This window comes from Portibacter lacus (assembly GCF_021533215.1).
GTDB lineage: Bacteria > Bacteroidota > Bacteroidia > Chitinophagales > Saprospiraceae > Portibacter > Portibacter lacus.
The window spans coordinates 59,590-84,717 of sequence record NZ_JAJNKA010000009.1 but is presented as its reverse complement, the minus strand read 5'-3'; the positions used below and the strand labels follow the sequence as shown (position 1 = coordinate 84,717).

The 25,128-nt window shown below is 36.3% G+C and carries 25 protein-coding genes; 2 read left to right on the top strand and 23 right to left on the bottom strand.

What is annotated here, in order from left to right; translation table 11 throughout:
• Nucleotides 1-30: 30 nt before the first annotated feature.
• The 4 genes from L2586_RS15765 to L2586_RS15750 all read right to left on the bottom strand — a co-directional run bounded on the left by L2586_RS15765 (nt 31) and on the right by L2586_RS15750 (nt 4,254).
• Nucleotides 31-1,113 (bottom strand): serine hydrolase, encoded by a 1,083-nt coding sequence (locus L2586_RS15765; protein WP_235293890.1) that lies wholly within the window; start codon nt 1,111-1,113, stop codon nt 31-33.
• Nucleotides 1,110-1,691 carry an NAD(P)H-dependent oxidoreductase gene (locus L2586_RS15760; protein WP_235293889.1) on the bottom strand — a complete coding sequence of 194 codons (582 nt, stop codon included), beginning with the start codon at nt 1,689-1,691 and terminating at the stop codon, nt 1,110-1,112. Before L2586_RS15760 ends, L2586_RS15765 begins: the two co-directional genes overlap by 4 nt.
• Nucleotides 1,692-1,927: 236 nt before the next feature.
• Nucleotides 1,928-3,355 carry an alkyl/aryl-sulfatase gene (locus L2586_RS15755; protein ID WP_235293888.1) on the bottom strand — a complete coding sequence of 476 codons (1,428 nt, stop codon included), beginning with the start codon at nt 3,353-3,355 and terminating at the stop codon, nt 1,928-1,930.
• A gap of 44 nt (nt 3,356-3,399) precedes the next feature.
• The gene (locus L2586_RS15750) at nt 3,400-4,254 is read right to left on the bottom strand and encodes an SDR family oxidoreductase (protein WP_235293887.1); all 855 of its coding nucleotides are present in this window, start codon (nt 4,252-4,254) and stop codon (nt 3,400-3,402) included.
• 921 nt (nt 4,255-5,175) lie between these two features.
• Here L2586_RS15750 and L2586_RS15745 point away from each other — a divergent pair.
• Nucleotides 5,176-5,751: a hypothetical protein gene (locus L2586_RS15745; RefSeq protein ID WP_235293886.1), complete on the top strand. Its 576-nt coding sequence runs from the start codon at nt 5,176-5,178 to the stop codon at nt 5,749-5,751.
• Nucleotides 5,752-5,781: 30 nt separating this feature from the next.
• Here L2586_RS15745 and L2586_RS15740 read toward each other — a convergent pair whose 3' ends face one another.
• The 6 genes from L2586_RS15740 to L2586_RS15715 all read right to left on the bottom strand — a co-directional run bounded on the left by L2586_RS15740 (nt 5,782) and on the right by L2586_RS15715 (nt 9,590).
• Nucleotides 5,782-6,405 carry a ferric reductase-like transmembrane domain-containing protein gene (locus L2586_RS15740; RefSeq protein WP_235293885.1) on the bottom strand — a complete coding sequence of 208 codons (624 nt, stop codon included), beginning with the start codon at nt 6,403-6,405 and terminating at the stop codon, nt 5,782-5,784.
• 5 nt (nt 6,406-6,410) lie between these two features.
• Nucleotides 6,411-6,791, bottom strand: coding sequence for a nuclear transport factor 2 family protein (locus tag L2586_RS15735; RefSeq protein WP_235293884.1), 381 nt, complete (start codon nt 6,789-6,791; stop codon nt 6,411-6,413).
• A 63-nt stretch (nt 6,792-6,854) separates the two neighbouring features.
• Nucleotides 6,855-7,715: a hypothetical protein gene (locus tag L2586_RS15730; RefSeq protein WP_235293883.1), complete on the bottom strand. Its 861-nt coding sequence runs from the start codon at nt 7,713-7,715 to the stop codon at nt 6,855-6,857.
• Nucleotides 7,712-7,915, bottom strand: a complete 204-nt coding sequence (locus tag L2586_RS15725; protein ID WP_235293882.1) for a hypothetical protein — start codon at nt 7,913-7,915, stop codon at nt 7,712-7,714. Before L2586_RS15725 ends, L2586_RS15730 begins: the two co-directional genes overlap by 4 nt.
• A 118-nt stretch (nt 7,916-8,033) precedes the next feature.
• Nucleotides 8,034-8,660 (bottom strand): O-methyltransferase, encoded by a 627-nt coding sequence (locus L2586_RS15720; protein WP_235293881.1) that lies wholly within the window; start codon nt 8,658-8,660, stop codon nt 8,034-8,036.
• 69 nt (nt 8,661-8,729) lie between these two features.
• Nucleotides 8,730-9,590: a nuclear transport factor 2 family protein gene (locus L2586_RS15715; protein ID WP_235293880.1), complete on the bottom strand. Its 861-nt coding sequence runs from the start codon at nt 9,588-9,590 to the stop codon at nt 8,730-8,732.
• A gap of 535 nt (nt 9,591-10,125) precedes the next feature.
• Between L2586_RS15715 and L2586_RS15710 the strand changes: the two genes are divergently transcribed.
• A complete protein-coding gene (locus L2586_RS15710; RefSeq protein ID WP_235293879.1) occupies nt 10,126-12,636 on the top strand; it encodes a T9SS type B sorting domain-containing protein in 2,511 nt (836 codons plus the stop codon).
• 131 nt (nt 12,637-12,767) lie between these two features.
• Here the strand turns inward: L2586_RS15710 and L2586_RS15705 are convergent, their stop codons facing one another.
• The 13 genes from L2586_RS15705 to L2586_RS15645 all read right to left on the bottom strand — a co-directional run bounded on the left by L2586_RS15705 (nt 12,768) and on the right by L2586_RS15645 (nt 25,005).
• Nucleotides 12,768-13,646 (bottom strand): AraC family transcriptional regulator, encoded by an 879-nt coding sequence (locus tag L2586_RS15705; protein ID WP_235293878.1) that lies wholly within the window; start codon nt 13,644-13,646, stop codon nt 12,768-12,770.
• Between the two features lie 31 nt (nt 13,647-13,677).
• Nucleotides 13,678-14,037: a DUF4180 domain-containing protein gene (locus L2586_RS15700; RefSeq protein ID WP_235293877.1), complete on the bottom strand. Its 360-nt coding sequence runs from the start codon at nt 14,035-14,037 to the stop codon at nt 13,678-13,680.
• 99 nt (nt 14,038-14,136) lie between these two features.
• The gene (locus tag L2586_RS15695; RefSeq protein ID WP_235293876.1) at nt 14,137-14,520 is read right to left on the bottom strand and encodes a VOC family protein; all 384 of its coding nucleotides are present in this window, start codon (nt 14,518-14,520) and stop codon (nt 14,137-14,139) included.
• A gap of 6 nt (nt 14,521-14,526) precedes the next feature.
• Nucleotides 14,527-15,420, bottom strand: coding sequence for a sugar phosphate isomerase/epimerase family protein (locus tag L2586_RS15690; protein WP_235293875.1), 894 nt, complete (start codon nt 15,418-15,420; stop codon nt 14,527-14,529).
• Between the two features lie 264 nt (nt 15,421-15,684).
• Complete coding sequence (asd, locus tag L2586_RS15685; RefSeq protein ID WP_235293874.1) at nt 15,685-16,566, bottom strand: archaetidylserine decarboxylase; 882 nt, start codon at nt 16,564-16,566, stop codon at nt 15,685-15,687.
• Between the two features lie 166 nt (nt 16,567-16,732).
• The gene (locus L2586_RS15680; RefSeq protein WP_235293873.1) at nt 16,733-17,233 is read right to left on the bottom strand and encodes a YdeI/OmpD-associated family protein; all 501 of its coding nucleotides are present in this window, start codon (nt 17,231-17,233) and stop codon (nt 16,733-16,735) included.
• Between the two features lie 56 nt (nt 17,234-17,289).
• Complete coding sequence (locus L2586_RS15675; RefSeq protein WP_235293872.1) at nt 17,290-17,826, bottom strand: DUF5946 family protein; 537 nt, start codon at nt 17,824-17,826, stop codon at nt 17,290-17,292.
• A 36-nt stretch (nt 17,827-17,862) separates the two neighbouring features.
• Nucleotides 17,863-18,708: a hypothetical protein gene (locus L2586_RS15670; protein WP_235293871.1), complete on the bottom strand. Its 846-nt coding sequence runs from the start codon at nt 18,706-18,708 to the stop codon at nt 17,863-17,865.
• Between the two features lie 129 nt (nt 18,709-18,837).
• Nucleotides 18,838-19,611 (bottom strand): polyphosphate kinase 2, encoded by a 774-nt coding sequence (ppk2, locus tag L2586_RS15665; protein ID WP_235293870.1) that lies wholly within the window; start codon nt 19,609-19,611, stop codon nt 18,838-18,840.
• Between the two features lie 11 nt (nt 19,612-19,622).
• A complete protein-coding gene (gene ppk2 / locus L2586_RS15660; protein ID WP_235293869.1) occupies nt 19,623-20,477 on the bottom strand; it encodes a polyphosphate kinase 2 in 855 nt (284 codons plus the stop codon).
• A 261-nt stretch (nt 20,478-20,738) separates the two neighbouring features.
• Complete coding sequence (locus L2586_RS15655; RefSeq protein WP_235293868.1) at nt 20,739-22,040, bottom strand: hypothetical protein; 1,302 nt, start codon at nt 22,038-22,040, stop codon at nt 20,739-20,741.
• Between the two features lie 262 nt (nt 22,041-22,302).
• Nucleotides 22,303-23,943: a sulfatase family protein gene (locus tag L2586_RS15650; protein WP_235293867.1), complete on the bottom strand. Its 1,641-nt coding sequence runs from the start codon at nt 23,941-23,943 to the stop codon at nt 22,303-22,305.
• Between the two features lie 219 nt (nt 23,944-24,162).
• Nucleotides 24,163-25,005: a hypothetical protein gene (locus L2586_RS15645; protein WP_235293866.1), complete on the bottom strand. Its 843-nt coding sequence runs from the start codon at nt 25,003-25,005 to the stop codon at nt 24,163-24,165.
• Nucleotides 25,006-25,128: the final 123 nt, after the last annotated feature.

Genomic DNA, 25,128 nt, shown 5'->3' with positions numbered 1-25,128 from the left:
ATTTTTGAGCACTTTCTTGTTGATTTATACTTATTCTGAAAGCGCTGCAACCACCTCCTGAAAAAATTCCTCGTTGGTTAGTATCTCAAGTTCGAAGTTGTTCATCGCTCTCTGCAAAGATGAATTATCCTGTATACCTAGGTTATTAAAGAAATAAGCCAATTCTGTAGAATTTCCATTTTTATCGGTTGCATAAATAGCTTTCGTTAGTACAAAAGCTGTCGAACCACCTTTCATACCAGAGTGTTCTAACCATTTCTGATTAGCCGGATTATCCATTAATGATTCTAGGACTTCACTCAAGTAACCATGAACTTCTGGAGAAAAGTAAGTCCTCGAATTTAATTTTTCCAATAGATCTACATAAGCAGAAGTGGTAGATGCAGGCAATCGATCCGACCACACTTTCTGAATATTCATTCCGAGGTCACCGACATCATTTTTGTATGCTACATCCGTCTTCAATTTTTCATGTACGATATTCGCGAATTCGATGTATTCTTCATCGCTTAATGCCTTTAAGGCTTCTTCTCGCTTTGTGCCACGAATATCCGAAAAGCCTTCTTTCCCAATAAATAAGGAAGAAACGAAGTAGTAGATTTCAGAATGGTCTTTCATTCCTAATGTTTCTAGCCTTTTATTGACATTCGAAACACCTAATTTATCAAGCAAGTACTCTGCATTAGCATTCGAGCTGAATGTAATCATACCCTTAGCTACTTCTTTCAATGGAACCCCGTCTTCTGTAAGCAGATTTTTCAGTGATTTAAACCAAGCCATATGCGCACCTCCATCTGTATATTTTACATAGTAATTGTCTAATTGATCAATGGTAACAATTTCGTCAGGATCGATTAATCCTTGAGCAGCTTGTTCAGCATATTCCACCGCGATAATCATCTTTACTGTACTGGCTAATGGCATCATGCTATTCGAGTTTCTATCTACAACAACTTCACCATTCCGTTTCAGTTTTATAGATGATAACTCTGGATTATTTTTTAGAAAATCCAGAACCACATTTTCCTTACTCTTCCTAAAGTGCTTTTTTGTAAATGATAACAATGTTGCAAATCCAACAACAGCTGCAATTCCTAATATTATATACTTCATTTCAAAGATTTACCTAAATTTTCTATTTTTTGAATCCATCCAGCCCTAAATTTATCACTCGATAACCTTAATGGACCGATACTCGTTATATTAACCTTTTTGATACCAATAAAATTCAAAGTCATTTTTCTCACCGCAAAATGAGTGGGTCCTCCATTTATATATTTGTAGAATAGCGGTGGCTGATCTAAGGTGCAGATGATTCTGCTTGATTTTCCTGGAAGTAATTTGTCCCACCAAAGCGAACCTTCTCTTTTCTTAAATGCAAACCCAGGCAATAACACTCGATCAAAAAATCCTTTCATGATCGCTGGAACAGAACCCCACCAGACTGGATATATCCACACGATGTGATCCGCCCACTTCAGCTTCTCTTGTGCCTCTAATAAATCAGGTTCTAGTTCAGTTCTTTTACGGTATCCGAATGCCAGATTTGGATTGAATTCAAGGTCCCTAATAACGATTTCCTTAACAACAGCATCGGTCGAGGAAGCACCATTTTTATAAGCTTCTGCTAAGGCGAAGTTGTAACTTTCCTTATCAGGGTGCCCATTGACAATTAATATATTTTTACTCATGTAAATTAATATTCAGTTGCTATAACATCTAATTCAATGTTAAGTCAAAGATGCGCAAATTTAAATTAGCTACCCATATTAATGGATTATAAAGCGAAATACCTAGACGAAGGAAAATCTTAGGACAAGAAAATGATTTTAGAAGTAATAGGTAGCATTCTATCTATATTGCGAGGCAAATAAATAGAAATGCTTTAACCTACAACTTTAAACACCCTTTAGAAACTTCTGTGAGTTTACCCTTTACTCGAGTTTTCTAATTCATAGGCGTATGATAAATAATAATTTCTAGCTGGAGCGTTTATCTGCTGTGATGCTAATGCTCTGAGCAATGTTATTTTTGAATTGATTACACTTTGTTTCTGATAATCAGTTTGCATGAGGTAGTCTGCTAATTGTAATCCCCATTGATAATCCCCTGTTGCTATGGCATCATTCAACTGCTTATACATGGCTTGTTCACCACCCGCTAATTCTATAATCCGTCTAGCCTCTTCAGAACCAGAAAGTGGATTCAGATTACTAGGATTCCCATCGAACCATCCTACATAATGTAGATAGATCGAACGTACACCCCATGGAACCGATCCATAAAACTCTTGCAAGTTGGGTTGATGAATAAGATCATCAGATAACCTAACGCTATCTACCGTTTGCTGAAGGCTATACCCTTTGTTCATGGCATCGATCGTTTGATCGAATACACTTAAGATCGCATCCGAATAATTAGTCAGATTTTCATGGACCTCATCCTTCCCTGAAAGTGGTCTCGTATGTCCTGGAACGAGATACGCTACAGGAAAGCTCGCCATTTTCTGTATAGACTCGCCCCATGATTTCACATCTCTGTATTGTGAGCCACGAATGGCGTATAAATTAGGGAAGGATTTATAATAATTATCACCCGTAAATAAAGTTTCGAAACCTGGAATCCACACAAATAATTCATCGTTCGTTTCTCCATCTGCTGCATAAAGTTCGAAGTCGATTCCAGCAAGGTTGATTTTCAATTCTCCTTGGAACGTAGTGTTCGGTTTAATATATCCTTCCCCTACTCGATCTGACGACGTTATACCCGGACCTACACCTCTGTTAATAACATCTTCGGCCTTGAGTCCTCGACCAAATTGTCTTCCATTTCGAATTTTCAATATTGCTTCTACTGGTGAATTTTCCTGCAATTCTTCTTTAAAACCTTCACGCGCAATCACTTTGACATCTTTGCTTTCTCCGATGAAAGCAGTAGCGCCTCCTGTATGATCAGCATGACCATGCGTATATACTACGGCTTTCACAGGTTTGTCCGAAATTTCTCGGAATTTACCAGCTACATTCTCAGCAGCGCCAAGTGCACGCAAAGCATCCACTATGACTACACCTTCATCACCTATAACCATGGACGCATTAGAACCATCGTATCCGACAGCCACATATACATTTTCATTTAGCTTTATAATATCAGGTGTAAATTCAGCGCTTTGCTGTTTTAACTTCGTAATGTTCGGATGTTCTCCTTGTTCTATATTTACTTTATTATTATTTACTTCTTTGGCTTGCTCACACGACTGAATAAATACAGCTCCTAACATAAGCACACAGATTTTGATATAGTTTTTCCTTTGAAAAAATCTGCCTTTTATGTTCCAATTTTTTAATCGATTCATGATTGAAAAGTTTTTTCTAGTTATAAATTAAAAGTGATGGCTTCCTAAGCTTTCTCTGTTTTAAAGTTTTGAATCATTTCTAGCGGATCCTGATGAGCTCTACCTGCAACCCTTGTAAAATCTGACTTTACATTATTCGCTCCTTTCTGGATTCCTTCATAGATTCCTGCGATTACTGTACCTATAAAATCACCCAAAGCTGCAACTCGCTCTTTCTTATAATCTTCCACAGAAACCGAGGTGTAAGTCAAATTTGTTTGGTAAGCTTGATTGATGAAGTCAGCTAATTCCGATTGTGTAATTGCTTCGCCTGCAAGGTTATATACTTCTCCACTCAGCTTTTCATTGACCAAGATCTGAGCATATGCGTATCCTAACTCTGGTCTGCTCGTATATCCACACTTCCCATCTCCAGCACAATTGCTTATGCCACCTTCTTTTATATAAGTGTCAATGTATTCAAGATCTGGCTCGATGTAAATGCCATTTCTACCTATCGCCCATACCAGACCGGAGGCTTGAATATCTTTTTCAGTTTGTCTATTACTTTGAACGATAGGACTGAATGCAGTTCCCGTTTCATCTCCGATGATGCTGGTATAAACGATCTTCTTTACGTTGTTTTGCTTAGCTGCTTCGATCACATTTCGATGTTGCTGGATTCTTTTCTGAGGCTCATCCATTCCCGAAACTAAGAGCACCGCATCGACACCTTGGAGCGCGTTATTAAAATGTTCTCTATTGTTATAATCGCCTTCACGTATTTCAACACCAAGATGTGCGGCCTTAGATGGTGTTCGCGCTATTCCGATTACATTTTCTTTGCCAATTTCTTTGATGAGTTGCTTAATGATTGCTTCCCCTAATTTTCCACTTGCTGATGTTACTGCGATTTTCATAATTATCTTTTTTTATCTACTTGCTAATCATTTTTTCTCTTACTACAAAGTTGGGCAATTAGTTTCGTTGTGTCTATGTCAATGTTAAACCAATAATGGTGAAAAGTGAACCAATTGATATTGAATAAGATTTAGATCGAATTAATTTTCACTAGACTTTTTTGGCACATAGATCGTTGAGCCGAGAAGAGATAGGAGCGCGTGCAAGGATCGCCGAGCTATTTCTATTTCACGGTGGAAGGTGGGCTGTATGACCAATAGAAAATTTGAGGCAAGCTTTCGGATTTATGGCGAGGTATAAAGAGAGAGATCGAAGATCGAATGAATTTCCTTTTCTGATTCCAACATCAGCTCGGCAATCCTAGCAAACCCACATACCCAAGCTCGGCTTACCGATCTAATTTTTAAAATGGAGCTTGGACTTCAGTCCGAGGAATAAAGAGAGAGATCGCAGATCGAATGATTTTCCTTTTCTTATTCCAACTTTCCAACTTCAGCTCAATGATCCTTGCCATCCCATTTTCCTAAGCGCGGCTCAGTGATCTAATTTTTAAAATGGAGCTTGGACTTCAGTCCGAAGAATAAAGAGAGAGATCGCAGATCAAATGAATTTTCTTTTCTGATTCCAACTTCAACTCGGCAATCCTAGCAAACCCACATACCCAAGCTCGACTTACCGATCTAATTTTTAAAATGGAGCTTGGACTTCAGTCCGAGGAATAAAGAGAGAGATCACAGATCGAATGGATTTCCTTTTCTGATTCCAACTTCAGCTCAATGATCCTTGCCATCCCATTTTCCTAAGCGCGGCTCAGTGATCTAATGCTATCCGAGGATACTTCACTTTTAAGTCGTGATGAAATACATGAAATTTAATTATCTTCAATCTAAAATCATCAAAAAACATTATCATAAATTACCATGAAAATATCAGGAGTAAAAATTCTTGTTCTACTATTTCTATTTCTCCCACTTCAGAGTTTCTCACAATGGGTAATCAATTTAGGAGCAGGTATTTCAAATTTTGATACTCATCGATCAGCTAATGAAAATTTACCGGAAGAGTGGAAAAAACAAGAATCTGTAACAGCTTTTAGATTTGGAATAGAGCGGAAGTTCAAAGTCAATAAATTCAGTCTTGGTACAGGTCTAGTTACAAATTTATATGGTGCAGATCACGTAACTTTCTCTAATTGGAGATTATATTATTGCGGAATAACCCTTGGTGTCCAATATCCAATCAAAAACCTAATTCTGGGGATTCGAACTACTCCAAGTATCCTATTAGCCAATACTTTGATGCTTGGATTCGATCCAGAAAAGACTTATAATTTCGATCTAGAACCCAATCTTACTTTGGATTTAGCTAAAGGCTGGCAGGTGACAGGTGGACTTTCATATGGTCTGAATCCAGCAATTAAGTATTATAATGGTGCTAACTATTCTAATTTTGCTTACATCGCAGGGGTAAATTATATTTTCAATAGCAAGTCATAATCCTATAAAAATTGAATATTCAGTTCTATTCTAATCCGTTTTTCGCTTTCTACGAAAACCAAGAATTTTATGCTTCACTACTGGAATTCTGACGATGAAGCCAAGACCGACAATAACGGCATAGATAATCCACGTTTTCTCTAGAATAGCAACATGAATTAAACTTAACAAAATGGCAGCATAGGAGAACTGCTGTATCTTTTTCCAATTGGATTTTAAAAGCTTCATGGACTTTCGATTAGATGTCAGCAACAATGGAATCAGAATTAAAATAGCTATGAATCCAGCGATATAATTCACCTGTGTAAATGTTTCTAGTAAACCTTCCGCTGCAATGAATATGATAAAATGAAGTAAACTCCACACTGCCGTTGCAATGCCCATGGCTTGTCTGACAAATAAATTGGTCACTCCAAAAATGATAAAAACAGGTGTCATGGTTAAAACAGCAGTCATCCATCTTATGGCGAACTCTCCAGAAACATGGTATAACATTTCTAAAGTTGTTTTCCCTTCACCTCCTGCAACTTCTATTAGTGATACCGAAAAACCATCAGAAAAATTGATGTCGATCATATTGAATATAACCATCAATGGCAATGCTGCTAAAACAGCAACAATCATCCATCCGTAATTTTTTTTTATAAAATTCATAGCCGTTACTTATACATTGTATTATTATTCATTGATTCTTTAGGTACTTGTTGAATGCTGTCCCAGTGTTCTACAATTTTACCACTCTCATCAAAACGGAAGAAATCCATGGTGATATATTGATCATTTCCTGGCCACACTTGGTGGGTATGAAGCGCTACCAAATTTCCTTCAGCTACAGCTCGCACAAACTCTATAGATTTTTCAGGATATTCATTCTGCATCTTCGTAAAATAATCGATAAATGGCTGAGGACCGTCCGCTACAAGAGGATTGTGCTGAATATATTCATCACCGACATACAACTCAACGGCTTTGGTCGGCTTTCCTTCGTACGCCATTCTGTAAAATGCAATAGCATTCTTTTTATTCTGATCTAGATTCATGTCCCTTAGTTTTCGCTACTTTAGTAGCGGTTTTAAAAACGCGGCTTAAGCCACGAATACATATTAATTTTCAGCTTCATTATAATAGGAGAACTTATCCAAAGGTGCAATAATATCCCAGTGTTCCACAATCTTTTCTTCTTCCAATCGAAACAAATCATAAAAAGCAAATTTCTCACCTCCCGCATAACCTTCTGTTGCACTCAGCACAAAATTACCTTCTGCTATGATGTGATAATTATGCTTAAATTTTATGGTTTCTCCATTCATTTTCATCTTAAGCATTCCCCATAACAATCCGCTCAGCCCATCACCCACATCTCGATTGTGTTGAATATACAATCCAAAATTGAAAAACTTAGCCGCACCGCCATCTTCCCGGATCATGCATTGATCTATAAATCGATCAATTCGAGCTCTGTTTATATCCGTTTTTTCTAATTCACTCGGGATCGTAGGGCCATCAATTTCAGAATGCTTATCAGGATTTAATCCTATAGAATCATGCACATTACTCCAATGCTCTTCTATTTTCTGATTTTCTATTCTTAATATATCCCATCTAAATTTCAGGGTATCACCTAACATTCTACTATGAACCGCTACTAAAGAACTGTCTTGCAAAATCCGTATAGGTTTAATCTGAGGAGCATTAGAATTTCTTTTCTTAATAAATGTCTCCTTCTCGCCCGCCCAAGTTTGATCACGACTGATGAAGTTGTCACTTAAGAGCTGCTCATCACTTTTCTCTGTGGTTAAAAATTGATATGCCATTTGCTTTTCCTGAGAAAGCATAGCCGCATCAGCTTCTAAAATAGAAGGAGGTGCACTGTAAATGATTCTTTTAGAACAAGATGCTAAGCTCATGATGGATACCACCCCGATAACAAATACAAATTGACGATATGTCATTAAAGCTTTCATACTTCTTTTTTGCTTTTTAATTCTGCTAACTCTATTGCTAAGGCTTCCGCTTTGGCTTTGAACTTTTCCATGGCTTTCTTCAGCTGACCGACCTTCTTAAATACTTCTTCCTCCTGAATAGCGCTGAATGCAACTTCGCCATTCGAGGTTTTCACTTTTGCTTTTGCGCCGCATGTTAGGCATAATGAAACTTGACTCATTTTTATTAATTTATACAAACTTGCTAATTATTTTTCGTGCTCGATAGGTCAATGTCAAACCAATAATGGTCAATATTGCACCAAAAGCCAATCACTAATTAATTTACGCTTCTGAAACTTACTTAACCTTAATTAAAACCACCTTTCCATTAAATAAAGGTTCTAATTGATATCGCTCGTTTTGACCTACCACTTTCAAGAAGGCACGTGATTCTGCCATGTCCGCATTGTCTACATAGATGAAGGTATCCTTGTGAAATAGAGGTTCTAACATTTGAAATAATGGTTGATACAAATCTTTCCAACCATCTAACAGCAGTAAATCAATGCGCTCATCATGATCTTTCAATGTTTCCATAGCATCTCCAATTCTGACTTCTATCAAGTCAGCCACTCCTGCTTTCTCAAAATTCTCTATTGCTCGTTTTCCTTTTGATTCGATCAATTCTGTTGTAACAACTCGACCTTTCGTTTCTAATGCACCTTGAGCTAAGAAGAGAGTTGATATTCCAAATGATGTCCCAAATTCAACGATATGCTGTAAGTCATTCTCCTTAATTAGCTTCACTAATTCTACACCTTGATCTTCTGAAATGGAGAGGTAAGCTTCTTTAAAATCTTCTGGTTTCATCGGACCAAAAATGCTTTTCGCTGCTCCCTTCATCATTTTCAAGTAATCGTATTTAGCATCGTTATAAAGCTCAGCTAATGTTGCGCTTATTTGATTTTTTTGTGCTGTTATCATGATATCTTCTTTATAAAATAGGAATATCAGAGACTCTGATATTCCATCTTATTAAAATTTTAAATGCTTCTAAAATTTACCGTTGTCATTTTTCCAATCTGCTTTTGCTTCGATCGGTGAGATAACATCCCAGTGTTCTACAATCTGACCATTCTCGATTCTAAATAAGTCATAGTATGCAGAATGAACTCCTGTACCAAATTTTCCTTCACTAACCGTTAGTACAAAGTTTCCTTCACCAAGAACCATGTGTATTTTGTCGTACTCCATGACCAACCCATTTTCAGCAAAATATTTCATTGCCGCTCCGAATCCGTCCAGACCATCTGCTACTCCAGGATTGTGCTGAATGTATTTTGTCGGATTGATATAAGTAGCCAACTTATCCATTTCGTGATTGATGACTACCTTTTCGATAAATTCTTTTGCGACTTTTTTATTAGCTTCCGTTTTATCCAAATCTGTAATCGCCGTAGCTCCATCAAATTGCGTTCTTCCACTTGGATTCGGTTTCTGAATCGCAAGAAGATTATCCCAGTGTTCTACTATTTTTCCCTTTTCGAATCTGAAAATATCGAATCCCGCTTTAGGGCCGAAGAAATCATATTGAGTATGAGTAAACACATAATCACCATCTTCGAAAGCACGAATAACTTTTGCTTTAAATCCACCTTCTGGCGCATGATGCATAACTTCACCGAATCCCGCTAATCCATCACCAACTGCTAAATTATGCTGAATGTACTTTTCTGGATTGATGTAAGAAATGGGAGTTTGATCACCTGTGTTAAAACTATTGATTAAAGCAACTACCTTTTCTTTATTCGATAGATGATCACTTTGAGCTTGTACTCCATTGTTACTAGGAAAGATTGAAAATAAAATTCCTATAGCTACAGAGAACAATAAATTTAATTTTGAGTATTTCATTTTTAAATGTTTTTATTTATTAATAATTGTGTACTGCAAAGGTGAATCGATTTCACAGTATTATCATTATCAAAATGGAACACTAAATGGTGAATGTATAACCAAATCAAACTCAATGAATATTTTGATTAGAAAAAACTAAAAGAAAAACCCCATTTCATGGGAGTATCAATAGAAACCAGCACATTTCCTTTTCCTTGGATTAATAACCAAGAATTAAGCACCTTCTAGGAGAATAGCAAGAGGAAATAGCTCAATGATCCCTGACTACCGTTGCCGATTTGGCAGGCAGGCTTTCCAACTCTCCTTTCCGCGCTTAGCTCAGTGATCTGGAATTTCTAGCTCACCAATCCAATCAGACGCACATATCCAAACGCAGCATACCGATCTAGATAAATCATATTAGCTGGCAAATAATTATCGTAATCATCAATTTATTTAGGTAATTTTGAAAACCTCCTAGTGTGAAAGCTAAATGATGTTGTACAAATTCCGTCTGGGAATAAGATGTTGATATTGGTTTTAATATGAGCCTATGAAAATTTTAAACTCCAAAACAAAATTTCTACAGAAAGTAATCTTCGTATTAACAATCTACATTGTTACTGATGCATTCATAATTAATAGACTTTCAGCTCAGTGTGATCCAACGAACATTGATCCATGTGAAATTAAAAAGAATAGTATAATCCAAGCTTCTTATCATGCCCAGATCATTAAAACTTCTAATGGATATTCTATAACTGGAGAAGACCTTGCTCCTAATGGCACTAATTACCAAGTTGTTCTAACGAATATTCCCAGTTCTACTTATCCCATGCCTTTTGGGGTCTTTCCAGTCTGGGGAGCAATTGGTGGAAGAAGCCAGGCTGTTTTTCTTGGAAGTGATGGTAAAATATATTGTGTAGGTCAACAAGACTTGCTTATAGACAATTCAATTACCCAAGGAAGTTCATGGCGAGTTAGCAGCTTGACCTTACCTTCTGGTATTACAGTATGTGATGTTAACAAATGGGAAGGCACGGCAGGAAGTGGTAATAATCAAGGAAATTCTAATGGTCAAGAGGATGGGTTTCTTGTATTTTCTACAAGTTCTGGTGAATTATATATTACTGGGGATGGCGCATCTAACATACAGGCTCAAGCATCGAACACTTCTTGGACAAAACTAATCATGCCCATTGGAATTAATGTAGTAGATTTTGCTGTTGGATATCGTACTTTATTGGTGCAAGGAAGTGATGGCAATATATACGCTTCAGGTTCTAATACATACTTAGGAGATGGAATTATTGCAAATCTTTCAAGTCTAACTCAACTTAATACACAGCCACCAATTAGTGGCAGTGGTATTGTTCAGATTGAAGCCGGATCCAACTCATTTTTGCTTCTTGATGGTGACGGAACCATTCATGTTTTAGGAGAAAACTCAGAAGGAAGTTTAGGAGTAGGTCATAATAATGATGTAACAAGATGGTCTAAAGTGGGACAAGAATGTACAAGTGGGATTTTACGAAATGTGGCGTATATTAGTACGCTTTCCACCCATAATTACCGTTCAGCCTCTTCCGCAATTTTAGTAGACGAAACCATAAGATCTTGGGGAACTAACGATAACCAATCCATCACTTCCGGAACTGATCGAATTATTTTCTGCCCGGAAATACCAACAGGAAATAATATGAGTGCTGTCGCTATATCTAATGGTGGCCATATTACACCTTATGTTAATACAGCAGTTCAGATATGCAACATTGGACATAACAGGCAAGGCGCATTTGGTGATGGGAACGATGAAGAGAAAGATTATGGCACTTACACATGTCTAGATATTCCTGGTTTACCTGAAATATGTGGAACGAATAGAGCAGATCTTGAACTTGTAAAAACTGCCAGTGATTCTTTTTCAATGATCGGAAGTGAGATAACATTTACCATTACAATTACCAACAACGGCCCTGATGCATCTTCGGGTTCTACCGTTAGAGATCAACTACTCTCTGGATTTTCTTACCTAAGTGATAATACGAACGGCGCTTATAATAGTGTAACGGGGTTATGGGTGGTGGGACCACTGGATATCGGTGAATCCATTTCACTTATGATAACTGCTAAAGTCCTATCATCGGGAGATTATTCCAATTATGCACAAGTCTTTTCAGACAGTGAAGTAGATCCAGATTCCGCGCCAGGAGATTTTAGCAATAATCAAGATGATGATGATTCTGTGATCATTGTTGTTCCTCCTTGTCCTTATAGCGCTAGTTGTAAGACCATAACAAGTATAGAAATAGATGATTGTAAAAGTTTAATTCCATTCATATATGATGCAGGAAATTTAGAAGGTAGCATAGAAGATTTTTTCACAGATATAACTACTTGCGGCGTTGAAGGTATTTTTCATAGAGATAATGTATTGATGGAAAATGACTGCTCTTCCATCACCAGAACCTATACTTTGACCGACGATGGTAATGAAATAATAAGTTGCTCACGGATTTTTACTTTTGATGAAGACATCGAGGGCCCCGTCATCACTTGTCCTTCAGATATTACATTGACATGCGGTGAATCAAAGCCGACTCCAAAAATCCAATTAGAAGGAAGCGATAATTGTAGCCCTGCATCATTCTTTGCCATTGTTGATATTCAAGATGTAAGCTTAGATCCTGATTTGTGCACTAAGTCCAATGGCACCGTTCAGAGAATTTATGAGGCCATCGATGATTGTGAAAATACAAGTACATGTGTGCAATTATTATATTTCGAGAGGGAGTATATCTATGTACCAAATGTCTTTTCACCAAATTCGTCTCTAAATAAAGAATGGGTCATATTCCCATCTTCGAATGTTATCGTAAAAGAGACAAGAATTTTTGATCGTTGGGGTAATTTAATATTTAGCAATAAATCAGACCAGCCTTTGTGGGATGGGGAATTAAACGGTATGCCTTGTGCTCAAGGTGTATATATCTATGGCATAAAATATGAAGATTCTAAAGGCTTGGATCAAATGGTTAGCGGGAGTCTAACATTGATAAGATAGAATGATCTTTAGGTATCGATAATTTTAAGATGATGTTTCGGGTATGCTTAATCCGCAATTTTTTTCATCAATTCTGAATTTGTTAGGTAAATTATTTCTATATCATTTGCAATATGTGACTCCTTCATGGGTTACTTTTGCTGCCTAAATTTCAGAGGTGTCGTCTTCATATTCTTCTTAAAGAACTTGACCATATTGGCGGAATCTTCGAATCCCGTTTGGTAGCTGATTTCTTTCACAGATAAGGAGGTGGAAACAAGTAAACGTTTGATTTCAATACAAACGAAATCATCTATGAAAGCTTTAGCCGTCTTACCTGTTAACTCCTTGACAATATCGTTCAGAAACTTATAAGAGATGAACAACTTCGAAGCATAATCCTTTGAATTTCTGGTATTTACATACTCAACCTCAAGCATGTCTTTGAAATTATTAAATAATTCTAGCCAGTGTAATTTGACACCACTTATGGACTGAAAGTCTTTAGCCCGTTCGGCCTTCAGAAGCAATACTTGTAGCAGGGCACTTAATACCTCTGGCTTCGCAAATGCATTCGCGAACTGGTATTCATTATAGAGTAAAGTGGCGGTATCAACTAAGTTGTCATCGCCCATTTCTTCTTGGAGGATCAACGGTGTTTCGATATGGTAATTAAATAACCGGTTTACTTTCAAGTTATCAGAAAGGAAATGATATTTATCGGTAAATAAGCTCGTAAAAATAACACAATATCCTTCTGCTTCTTCGAGACCTCTTGTAAAATGATGAACTTGATTTTTCGCTATAAAAAGAGCACTTCCTTCCGTTAGTTCATAAGATTTGAAATCAACGAAATGAGTGTAAGTATTTTTGGTAACGACTAATATTAGATAAAACTCAATTTTATGTACTGCAAATGGATTGTGATTACTTGACTGATTCAGGGAGTCAAATAACTGGGAAAAATTCATTACTTCTATTCGAAGCTTTCTTAAATCATTGTAATATACTTTAGGAATTTCCTTATCCATTCAATTTCTACTTTAACATTAAGCTATTTTATTATTTGCCTAACAAATCTAACGCTTCTTCTAACTTCGCTACGAAAACTACATGTCCCATTTTGTTACTTTCGAAGATAAAATCTCTAATACTCTGGCTCGTAAATCCTGAAAAATCTCCGATGATTGCTAGTCTGATTCTATAGTTCGAAAACTTCTGAAGGATATCTCCAGCTATACCATTCTTCAAATCAAAAAAATCTGGTGTAATGTGCTTTTTGTATACAATCACACCATCAAAATTTTGGTAGTAAACATTTCCCAAAAGATCTTTCCCATCTTCCACTGAATTAATCTCAACTTGATCTGATATGATTTCAGCGACATTCTTCTCGCCTACTACATGTTTCTTAAATTCCATAAAACAATCAAATATGAATTTTAAATATATGTATTTTACTTAATTACAATATTATAAATATAATATAAATAAATATCTATTATAACCTATAAGTTTCACTTATTCTCCTTTCAACTTAAAATATGGATTAAATATTAACCCGATACAATTCCCAAAGGGATCAAAAACGGTTGCCGTCATCAATTCTCCACCTACATTATAAGGCTTCTCATGTGAGATAGCGCCTTGTTGGATAAAATGGTCATAAACTTTATGGATATCATCCACTCCCCAGTAAGAAACAACATGGTCTGCCTTTTCTTGGCTAGGTTTCTCTTCTGGTTGCAGACCTAATTCGAAACCACCGATGTTAAATCCAACATAAAAAGGCTCATCAAAATAAGGCGCAACTTGAAAAGCACTTGCATACCATTCTTTTGCTCGATTTAGATTTCCAACTTTATAGATCGTTGTTCTTAATCCTAAGAGGTCTCCTTTTTTCATTTGTTCCTAGATCAACTTCTTTAAGTTCCTTTTGAAATACTTCGCACTATCCTTGGCACTCTGCATTGAATTATTCGCAAAATTTCCTCCTTGTTCTATGTAGAAGTACTCTAATCCAGAACGTTCTGGATCTGGCAGAATATCTAGATAATTGATAGATCCATTTCCAAGTTCCGTATAATCTCTAGTAACCTTATCCATATCTTTAATATGCCACATCACATATCTTCCTGGCTGCTTATCTATCAATTCTTTAGGCGTGAACTTAGAAGAATGCATCACCCAGTACATATCCATTTCTAGCTTCACCAAGTCTGCATCAGTGTCTGCTATAATGATATCAAATCCATTCTCGCCGCCATGATCTTCGAATTCGAATCCATGATTATGATAAGCAAACCCTAGACCTGCTTTGGTTACCTGCTCGCCGATCACATTCAACCTTCTAGACATTATCTTGAAATTGTCAATCGTTCTCAATTCCGGAGCTAAAAATGGCCAAGTAATATACTTGCTGTCTATCGCCATCGCACCTTCTATACATCGATCCACAAATTGTTCTAATTCATCATCTGATTTCAATAAATAAGGCGAAAAATTATAATGCCCACTGGTTACGGTAAGATTCAAGTCATCCAAGACTTGCTTGAAACTTTTTGACTTAAATCCATAAAATTCACCCTTTATATCGTCGAAGCCATATGCTTCGAAGTCTTTATAGCCCATTTTCTTCAAAGCCTCTAACACGCCTATAGGATCATTAGCCATCAGGTCTCGTATAGAATAAAGTTGGTACCCAAGTTTGTATTTAGACTTTGTTATAGGCGTAAATCCAGACCATGGCAGAAGCAAAGAACTTGCTGCTATACCTGATTGTGCTATAAATTTTCTTCGATTCATTTGTCAATTTTATAAGCTATCAATTTTGGGAGACCCCTTATTATAAAATGTTCCTACCCTTCTTTTAAGAAAGTTCTGTAAAATAGAAATAAAAAATGGAATGACTCTGTGTGCTAGCTGGTAGTTGATTAAATTCTACCTTGTAATTGACACCTTAAAAATACGAAGAATACTTGGTTCTTGTTTACGAGGAAAACATTGACCTAAAAGAAAATTAATACACTCTAAATCTGAAAATATTAGATTTCAGCTAGTTTCGCAATCTTACACGCCTAACCGTTCGCCCATTTTTACCGCTGTCTCCATCCTATTCTTAGTATTTTCAAGTAGATCAGCATCTATTACGATACTATCTTTGGGGACCAAAATGACAACCGTAGAACCACCGAATGAAAAATATCCCATCTCATCTCCCTTCTTTAATGCTTTCCCTGCTTCATAAGTGTGGTGAATAGATCCTACCATCGTTGCGCCGACTGGGCTGAGTAATATTCTTCCCTTATCTGTAGTTTTAAGTATCGTATATGTTCTTTTATTTTCACAAAAAACCCGTGCAAAATTTTCAGCTAGCGCATAAGGTGAAACGGAAAAATAACTGCCTTTAATTGCATGAACTTTTTCTGGAATTCCAGCATATGGAAAATGAAATCGGTGATAATCATTCGGTGCCAATCTCAGGATAAAAAATGCAGCGTCTTTAAATTCGTCGGCCAGGTTCTGGTTTTGTAAAAAGCAATCTAGTGTAAATTCATGTCCTTTTACGAAAAAGGACTGCAGGTTCCCAATCGACTCAAAGGCCAACAACTTACCATCTCCAGGAGAAACAATTCCCTCACCAATGGGCCGAGCTTCAGGTTTCAGTTTGCGATAGAAAAAATCGTTAAAAGAGGTAAATTCCTCCAATGACTTTATAGCCTCTTTCAGATCTATCTTATAGGTCTGCACAAAATCGGTGATCTTATTTTTCGAGGATTTCCGACTCATCATTCTTCCATAGATAGAAGAAATCAACTTCCGCTTGACTATGAGATCCAATGAAAGCTTGCCCAAAGTACTTTGGTAGAAGAACTTCAACAACTTTTCACCTGGTGGATTTTCAGACACCAAGTCTCCGGATGCTCTATCTACGAATTGGATCTCTTTCATTTGTGGTACGGTATCCCGTGGTTTTAAAACTATAATTTTCCTTAATAAAGAATAAATGTAATGGATTTTTAGTCCTAAGCAATGCACTGCATTAACATTTTATATTCAAGAGAATCAATTATAACAGTTTGCAAGTAAAAAGTGCTTCCTAATACTATTATTCAAACTATGATTTTGCACTCTTTTCAGGTAGTGATCTTCCTAGAAATTTGCCTTCTCCTCGAAGATATTTGATGGCTTTGTCTATATTTCTTTCGATACTTTCTTCCGTTTTCAAATAAGAGAGGTATTTCGAAATTTCATTTTGTAAAGAGGGAGATAATTTTCCGAATCCGACATTTGCTTCCTTATTTTGTGCCAATGCTTTTCTGAGCTTAGGATGAAAAGGCACAACTCTTTCATTAGGATCAAAAGCAATCTTTAATGCAATCACATCTCCAACTTCCTTTCGGGCAAGTTTCCTCATGGATGCATTGAGATATAACCGCCAGTAACCACTGTATTTAATGAGCGTTTGCTCGAAATCTTGTCCCCCTATTAATAGTCGTACAGGTATTTTGCCTTTATTTTTCCCTGCAGTTTTGAAGAGACTTTCTAGAATATCCTGAGGTAAAAACACAAACGGATTTATACCAATGATTTCTATTTCCGCTTTAAAATCGTGCATTAATTATTCATGTTATTTTTCAAATATAATGAACAAGTCGTAACAGGTCGGCTTTTTTAGTATTCAATTTTCAGGAACTTTATAGCGATCTTGTCTACCACCGGATGATACTTTTCCCAAGTATGATATACTTCTCGTGCCCATTCGTTAATCATATGTATACACGCCTGTTCATCTGTAGACTTCTCTCTTACATCTGTTGATCTAATTTTACCTCTTTCTAAGACTGGCGGAGGGATCAGCCTTTCATTTTGATGGTCAATTTTATACTTATTCAAGTAATTGCTTAGTTTTGGTGAATGCTCATATGTCCACTTTACATGGTACTTAAAAATCAAATGCAGCCTACTCAGGTGGAAGTGATTATTCCATCTACCATGAATTTCGGGATGCTGTAAAGTATGCGCATCTACAATTAAAAACCGATAAATGTGATTGCTCCTTTTCGAGAAATCTATTTCCTGAAAACCAAGATTAAATATTTCCAAGCATTCGTGAATTCCTCTTTTCGTTTTCGCACCGCAAAATTGACAATTACCAAAATCCACCAGCTTTACACCATTCTTTTCCGCTAAATCAATATAGTCTTGCATATTCTCGTTTGCTCATTTATTATTGAACATAAAGTTTCATTCCTTTTCCTGTCTCAGTTTAATAACAGATTTATAATTTTCTAACTTCACTTTCATTTTTTCTTCTAGTTCCAATGCATCCGCACCACTCGCTAAAGATTCTATGATGAACATAAAAGTATTCAGATGCTTTGCTAATTTATTATAGTATTCTTGATTATCGAAAGACTTATCCAGTCGTGGTTTCGGATCATCTAGGAATTTTATGTCAGATTCTAATAGTAAGACTAATTCATCGCCTTTGATTTTTATGCGCACATCATTGTTCTTCTGAATCAAATGTTTGATAAATGGGAAAAGTGATCCGATATGCTTTTCTATTGTGGCTAGATCATCTGATTCGTAGTAAAAATTATGTTCTTCATTCTTCTCTAATCCTCCTAATATCTTCCGCATAAATTCTGGGTTGCTTTGGATCTTAGACTCAGGATAGTTTTTGCCTGGAATCCTAATACGGAACAACATCCCCTTGAAAACGGTGCGTTCCGTTTTGCCAGACTTTTTCTTTAGGTGAATTTCTGAAAGATAAAATTGGGCTCCATCCATATTACCTTGAATGACATCTTCCTCTTTAAATATATTTACAGAAATCAATTTTGAAGACCTTATGATTTCTTTCACGTTTTTCTTTCCTTCGAAATATTGATATTCGATCGTCGGATGATAAGTCTTCATAAATGTATCCAGTAATACCTCTCTTAACTTTGTCTTCAGTCTTATAAATGGAAGCGAAATAATTCCGAAGTAAGTAATGCAACAGCCGAGAAATGCTAAAATAGTGATCACTCCAACCACGCCTGGGTCTTTGGTCAACATGGCAGATATAAACAGGATTAAGGGCACGAGTAAAAAATTAGGCAGCACCCATTTTTTCTTGCTTTTGAGTTTTAACCGTTCGCGATCTAATGCAAGTATTTGTTGATGTATTTTTTGTCTTTCATGCTCCATATAATGGGCCGTAGGTGGATTTAATTATTTATACGGAATCGAATCAAAAATATGATCTATCGCCTTGAGTCTAGCAATGGGTTTCACATTAGCATCGATAATAATCCAAGGAGCAGTTTCTGTATTCGTTTGCTCAAACATTGCCTTTTTATATTTGGTGTAATCATCCCAAAGTTCTTGAGCTTTCTCATCCACAGGTGACATTTTCCAGCGCTTCAGTGGACTATTTTTGATGTCCTTGAATCTCTTTGCTTGCTCTTCTTTAGTAATCGAGAAATAAAGTTTGACCAGGTGGACATCAGATTCCACGAGCATCTTCTCGAACTCGTTCACATGATTCATGAATCTCTTATACTCTTTATCTGTACAAAAACCATTCACCGGCTCTACGACGGCACGATTGTACCAACTTCGATCGAATAAGACGAGTTCTCCTGGCTTAGGTAGTTGTTTAATATACCGCTGGAAGAACCATTGTTTCTCTTCATCTTTAGATGGCTTATTCAGAGCAACAATTCTAAAATGCCTTGGATTAATACATTGCGTAATCCTTCTGATCGCTCCACCTTTTCCAGCTGCATCTCGCCCTTCGAAAAGGATGACCACTTTCTTATCTTTCTTAATAATCCAATTTTGAAACTTTATAAGTTCTTCTTGTTTTATTTTCAACTCATGCAAGTAAGTTGCAACTTCAAGAGCCTTGGGAACATTTGTTTTCTTATTTCTGAGCAAAGCAAGTAAACCCTCTTTCGAATTCAGAAGCTCAATATCTTGGTCAGTTAATTTAATATCACTCATAACACTGGGGTTTACATATCTATTTGAACAATACTTCTATGGTATCGATTAATGATGTTAGGATCTGGAAGAAGCGTAATTCCCGAATCTCCTTTTCCTTCATAATCAAATTGGGATAAAACATACCGCATACTCTCTAATCGCGCCTGCTTCTTGTCATTCGTTTTCACGATAATCCAAGGACTAAAAGTCGTGTGAGTTTTGCTAAACATTTCTTCTTTGTAATACGTGTATTTATCCCATAATTCTTGACCTTTTTTATCTACGGGACTAAATTTCCAACGTTTAAGTGGATTGCTCAAGCGTGAATCAAAACGCTTATTTTGTTCCTCTTTTGAGATAGAAAACCAAAACTTGATGATCTTAAGATTGTCTTCATACAACAAGTGTTCGAATTCAGGTACCTGACCTATAAATTTATTGTATTCTGCTTTTGTACAGAATCCCATCACAGGCTCTACAACTGCTCGATTATACCAACTTCGATCGAAAAACGCCATTTCTCCTGGATTAGGAAGCACTTTAATATAACGTCTGAAGTACCATTGGCCTCTTTCCTCTTCAGTAGGTTTCGAAAGTGCAACCACTTTATAAGTTCGTGGGTTAAGATGTTCTTTGAATCTTTTAATAGATCCACCTTTTCCAGCAGCGTCTCTGCCTTCAAAAACAATCGCAACTCTAAGTTTTTTCTTAACGATCCATTTTTGGAGATTTACAAATTCTGATTGCAGCTTTTCTAGTTCTGCTTCATATCTTAATTTCTTAAGCGCTTTACTTATAGGTATGTTATTCTTCTCTGCAATCTTTATTAGTTCTTCTCGAGTTTTGGCTTCTTGTAAATGTTCATGTTTAAATCCTATGGGCATATTCCAAGTTTACTAATTCTACAATGACGATGTATTTTCATAGTAAAAAAGGCTATGAACACTCGTTAGATGCTAAGATAAATTTTTCCTAATCAATTTAAATTGTGATTAATAGAATGATTGTAAAAAGTCTAACATTATCTGCTCGACAGGCTGAATATGGTCATTAAAAGCATTTTACTCCCCTTAAAACTAGATATTTCATCTATTGCTAATAGCACAATACTAATAAAACCCCAAGCACATCCTTTCATCAAAATATTATTTTAATATGGCTAACCCATTTTCTAAATCATATGTAAACTCGAATTGTAATAAGTTCGACCTTTCCATCCCTTCCACTCGCAATATAAATCTACCTTCCGGAACAACAATAGGCTTATTGGTATCTTCATATCCTTTGTATAAAATTTGATCAATCGGAATCCCACTATCGAACTCCTGCTTGTAGAAGACTTGAATTAAAGCACCTTCAGGTATGTTTTGATAAATTTCTTTGGGTAGATTTATTAAGTATTTCTTATTGCCTAACACATAATCCGTTTCCCAACTAGCACGACCTGAAGTATAACTTGTTCTAGGGTGAAAAACGTAAAAATCGAAACCCTCATTGGTATCATCTTGGAAGTAGTCATCTTTATTTTTTAAGATAAAAGGTAGCTTACTTTTATTTAATTCAACTGCTTTTTGATAAAATGGTGATTCAAAAATCTGATCATGTTCCTCACTATACTTGATTTGATCAATATTTAGAACAGCTTTTCCAGTAAGCAATTCTAACCAGTAGGCAAGCGTTTTTTCTGAAGCGTTTATAATATCCTTATTATAAAAAACGATCATCTTAGCCATGTCAATATTCTGCTGATCGAAAATTTCGAGCGCGAAAATTGAATCTCTATTTCTGTAATTTGTTATCGAAATGTATGGGTATAAGACTATTTCATATCCTAAACTTAATGATGTTCGAACGAGATTAGCATAATTGGGTGCTAATGCTTTTAGACTCAAATTTTCAGTAGGTATTTTACTAAGATTGATCATACCCTTGGTTGAATCGATCTCATCAAATACTATTTTAGTGTATCCCTGATTCATTAAATCTTCTAAAAGCATCGTAACAAAAACACTTTTCTCTGGCCGATGTCCCACATCATTTATGAAAATCACATCATACTGTCCAGCTAATTCAATTATTTCCTGAACAGCATCTACTGCAATAAATCCATTTAAATCAATAGGTTGATTATCAGTCAATGCAGCCACTTCAAAAGTCTTCGAATATAATTCCAACGATTTCTGGTATTCTCCTACCCACGAATAGAGATTTGAAATAATAGTCAATGCAGTCTCTTCGAAATTTGTTCCTCTAGTATTGCTTAGAATTGTATCAGAAATAAGTAGAGGTTCAAGGTAATTCGGGGAAGACATTTCATCATCTAATGCTCTGAATAGCTTAATGATTTCTATCATTCCTTTCATATCATTGTCTTCTTGAGCAACAGAACTGAAGGCGTTCACTAGTAGAAAAAAACCAATCATTACCAATAAACAAATTACTTTCATATTACATATTTACAAATACATATACTATTGGTATACAATACTATAATCCAAATACACACCAATAACAAAAGCAGTAACTTAGATATTCTTTTGACAAACAACAACATCCTTTTGGCATATCAAAATACTCCAGTTTACTCCTTACTGTTTTATAGAATATATCGAATTAATTCCATCATAGGCCGCTGGAGAAAGTACTGACTGATGATTAGCCCCATCATATTCCTCTTTTTTAGGTCAATTTATGAACACTGAAATTCAATTAATCTCCTTCGAATAAAACGATATCACTCGCTTTATATCCGATTCGATGCGCTTGAATTTCTAATTTTTCGCCTTCTTCCAAGGTCAATGATTCCTCATAAATCTGCCATGGAGTTGGCTCGTTTCCATCCGTCATTTTCACTCGATATCCGATACTTGCGCCAGGAGTTACACATTCAATCAAAAGTTTCCCTTTTTCCACTTTAACTGTTGGTTCCTCTGTTACGGGTTGTTCATCCTTCCCATTCCACAATTTAGTAATGAGTTCTATTTCTGGGATATTAGGTTGATCACCAATTGCACTTAACCAACGATCCATTTCATTACTTAGTTCTTTCAATTTATCCGCGTATGCCGGATCTAATGCGAGGTTGTTAATTTCATGTGGATCGTTAATACAGTCGAATAATTCCTCTCTAGGTTTGTTTTCTCGAAACCACAGGACTTGAATTTCATCAAGCGTTCCTTCATCTCTTAACCTCAATAATTCTTGCATCGTCGGAATACGCTCTCGATAAGCAACTGGCAAGTAATACCCTTGTTCTGGTCTATAATTTCTGATATACTTGAAACGATCGTCTCTTACTGCTCGAATTGCATCCGTAAATCCATCAAAGCGATCACCAGCAGCATGAATGTATTTTCTTTCACTTTGTTCTGGGTCAATGAATGATTGTCCTTGTAAATATTCTGGTATTTCTTGTCCCGTTAATTCAAGCATGGTCGGTGCAAAATCCACAAAACTTATGAGCTGATCGTCCGAAGATCCAGCTTTCACACCATTCGGATATCTAATGATCATAGGCACTTTCAGCCCAGCATCGTAGACGAGTCTTTTCTGACGCGGCAATGGACCACCGTGATCTCCGTAGAAAAAAATAATGGTATTTTCAAGCAATCCATCTTCTTCTAATTCATCGAGAATCTTCCCGACCTGCACATCCATCAAGGCAATATTGTTGTACATTTTCCACATGTCTCTTTTAACAATATCATTGTTCGGCAGATAAGGTGGAATCGGAAACTCCGTATCTTTCGAAACCAACTCTTCTCTGTCATACGGCTCGAAAAGCCCTGACTCGTGGGTTACACCAAAATTAAAAATGGAGAAAAATGGCTTCTCCTTATCGCGATTTCTCCAATGTGCTTCTTTTCCGTTCTCATCCCAAGCCGTTACCGGGGCCTGAAATTGGTAGTCATTCTTTGAATTATTTGTACAATAATAACCACCCAATCGTAGCAACTCGCTAAACATTTTCACTTCGGGAGATGGTACAGCCTCATATGCTGGCAAACCAGTAACATCCGTATAAGAAGTCGTACGCATATTGCTCGCCCCGATACTAGAAGGATACATTCCTGTTGCAATCGACGCTCGGCTGGGAGCACAGACACCAGATGGGGAATAAACATTGGTAAATAATACTCCTTCAGCAGCTAGTCTACTCAGATTAGGAGTCTGAATTGTTGAATCTCCGAATGAAGGTAAGTAGGGTCCCATATCTTCCGTGACCAACCATAAGATATTTGGTTTTTCTGGAAGGGCCAATTTGTCCTTTTTTATTGAATCGTTTGGTGATTGGCAGGAAAATAAAAGACCTAAAATGAGTAGTGTAAAAAGTTTTTCGAATCTTAGCATGCGCGCATTTTTATTGACCAATTTTGGCCCTAAGCATAAAACAATACTCTGGTGCTAGCTATCAAATTCCAAAATCAGAGTACCTCGTTGAAATAAATATACGTTTAATTCTACGGAATTCTAATTCCTTACATCAGAGATCAGGTTTCATCTAGACCTGCGTATTATCAGGATAATCATTCTAATTATTAAGCTCACTCATTCTTTATAGAAGTAAACTTATCGACTAGTAATACCTTGCAAAATTTTATAGTTATCTAGTTGCCATTTATCGCTTTTTTCAATATCTGCGCCACTGTTCTTAATCCTTTTTTTGATAAGATCGTAAGCTTTAACTGCTTCTTCTTCATTGTAAAAATAACTGTACCAATCTTCGCTTATTTCATTTTTTGCAGATATCCCAATGGAACTTTTATAAACTCTAAACACACCTTTTGAATTTCGGTTAGAAAAGTTTCGAGGATTGTCTTCATCAAGTGCTGCTTTAAAAAGGTAGAGATAGTGTTGTAAGTAATTTTCCACCTTTGATTCCATTTCAGATTCACTAAGCATGTCTAATTTCCGTATTCTCCATCGATTATTATCTGCATAAAATGGATCCTCTTTGAAATCAGTGGTTAAAGGTGAGAAATGCGTAAAATTCATTTTTGTCAAACCACTATCAGTAGATAGAACTAAACTAGACGAACCTTTTTTGTTCAAAAAATTAATCTTCGTTTGGCCGAATGGCAATTTTGCCACAATGGACTTTATGGTATCCTGTGTACCATTGCTCTCATCAACTTGCCAAGCAAATGTATCTATTTCCGTATTGTAAATAATCGTTCCTCTTCCATCTGGGAATATGTTGATAAAAAAGTCTTTATGATCTCGTCCCTGTCTACGCTTTGCTGCATCTTCATCCTTCTGATTTTCGTAATTTCTTTCAATGTTTTTTCGCTTCCAAATAGCAAAAATGCTTTCTTCTACTTTCTCTTTCTCAACTGGAACAATGACTTCTTTTTCTGCACATGAAATCAGAATCGAGAAGCATGTTATGATTATAAGTAATCTATAGTTCATATTGCGTGTTTTAAGATGAGAGGAGCCAAAAATACATTGCTTCCTAATTGATCAGTGTTTGAAATACCAAGCTTGAAAGCGCCCAATTTAGTATTTATTTATCCTGATCATACTTTTATCGCG

What these genes read in the sequence shown, in the direction of transcription:
- L2586_RS15650 (WP_235293867.1), bottom strand. Translation starts at nt 23,943, where the DNA reads ATGCTAAGATTCGAAAAACTTTTTACACTACTCATTTTAGGTCTTTTA.
- L2586_RS15740 (WP_235293885.1), bottom strand. Translation starts at nt 6,405, where the DNA reads ATGAATTTTATAAAAAAAAATTACGGATGGATGATTGTTGCTGTTTTA.
- L2586_RS15695 (WP_235293876.1), bottom strand. Translation starts at nt 14,520, where the DNA reads ATGAAAAAAGGAGACCTCTTAGGATTAAGAACAACGATCTATAAAGTT.
- ppk2 (WP_235293870.1), bottom strand. Translation starts at nt 19,611, where the DNA reads ATGAGTGATATTAAATTAACTGACCAAGATATTGAGCTTCTGAATTCG.
- ppk2 (WP_235293869.1), bottom strand. Translation starts at nt 20,477, where the DNA reads ATGCCCATAGGATTTAAACATGAACATTTACAAGAAGCCAAAACTCGA.
- L2586_RS15690 (WP_235293875.1), bottom strand. Translation starts at nt 15,420, where the DNA reads ATGAATCGAAGAAAATTTATAGCACAATCAGGTATAGCAGCAAGTTCT.
- L2586_RS15750 (WP_235293887.1), bottom strand. Translation starts at nt 4,254, where the DNA reads ATGAAAATCGCAGTAACATCAGCAAGTGGAAAATTAGGGGAAGCAATC.
- L2586_RS15655 (WP_235293868.1), bottom strand. Translation starts at nt 22,040, where the DNA reads ATGAAAGTAATTTGTTTATTGGTAATGATTGGTTTTTTTCTACTAGTG.
- L2586_RS15765 (WP_235293890.1), bottom strand. Translation starts at nt 1,113, where the DNA reads ATGAAGTATATAATATTAGGAATTGCAGCTGTTGTTGGATTTGCAACA.
- L2586_RS15720 (WP_235293881.1), bottom strand. Translation starts at nt 8,660, where the DNA reads ATGATAACAGCACAAAAAAATCAAATAAGCGCAACATTAGCTGAGCTT.
- L2586_RS15760 (WP_235293889.1), bottom strand. Translation starts at nt 1,691, where the DNA reads ATGAGTAAAAATATATTAATTGTCAATGGGCACCCTGATAAGGAAAGT.
- L2586_RS15715 (WP_235293880.1), bottom strand. Translation starts at nt 9,590, where the DNA reads ATGAAATACTCAAAATTAAATTTATTGTTCTCTGTAGCTATAGGAATT.
- L2586_RS15730 (WP_235293883.1), bottom strand. Translation starts at nt 7,715, where the DNA reads ATGAAAGCTTTAATGACATATCGTCAATTTGTATTTGTTATCGGGGTG.
- L2586_RS15745 (WP_235293886.1), top strand. Translation starts at nt 5,176, where the DNA reads ATGAAAATATCAGGAGTAAAAATTCTTGTTCTACTATTTCTATTTCTC.
- L2586_RS15645 (WP_235293866.1), bottom strand. Translation starts at nt 25,005, where the DNA reads ATGAACTATAGATTACTTATAATCATAACATGCTTCTCGATTCTGATT.
- L2586_RS15680 (WP_235293873.1), bottom strand. Translation starts at nt 17,233, where the DNA reads ATGCACGATTTTAAAGCGGAAATAGAAATCATTGGTATAAATCCGTTT.
- L2586_RS15705 (WP_235293878.1), bottom strand. Translation starts at nt 13,646, where the DNA reads ATGGATAAGGAAATTCCTAAAGTATATTACAATGATTTAAGAAAGCTT.
- L2586_RS15675 (WP_235293872.1), bottom strand. Translation starts at nt 17,826, where the DNA reads ATGCAAGACTATATTGATTTAGCGGAAAAGAATGGTGTAAAGCTGGTG.
- L2586_RS15755 (WP_235293888.1), bottom strand. Translation starts at nt 3,355, where the DNA reads ATGAATCGATTAAAAAATTGGAACATAAAAGGCAGATTTTTTCAAAGG.
- L2586_RS15700 (WP_235293877.1), bottom strand. Translation starts at nt 14,037, where the DNA reads ATGGAATTTAAGAAACATGTAGTAGGCGAGAAGAATGTCGCTGAAATC.
- L2586_RS15710 (WP_235293879.1), top strand. Translation starts at nt 10,126, where the DNA reads ATGAAAATTTTAAACTCCAAAACAAAATTTCTACAGAAAGTAATCTTC.
- asd (WP_235293874.1), bottom strand. Translation starts at nt 16,566, where the DNA reads ATGAAAGAGATCCAATTCGTAGATAGAGCATCCGGAGACTTGGTGTCT.
- L2586_RS15735 (WP_235293884.1), bottom strand. Translation starts at nt 6,791, where the DNA reads ATGAATCTAGATCAGAATAAAAAGAATGCTATTGCATTTTACAGAATG.
- L2586_RS15725 (WP_235293882.1), bottom strand. Translation starts at nt 7,915, where the DNA reads ATGAGTCAAGTTTCATTATGCCTAACATGCGGCGCAAAAGCAAAAGTG.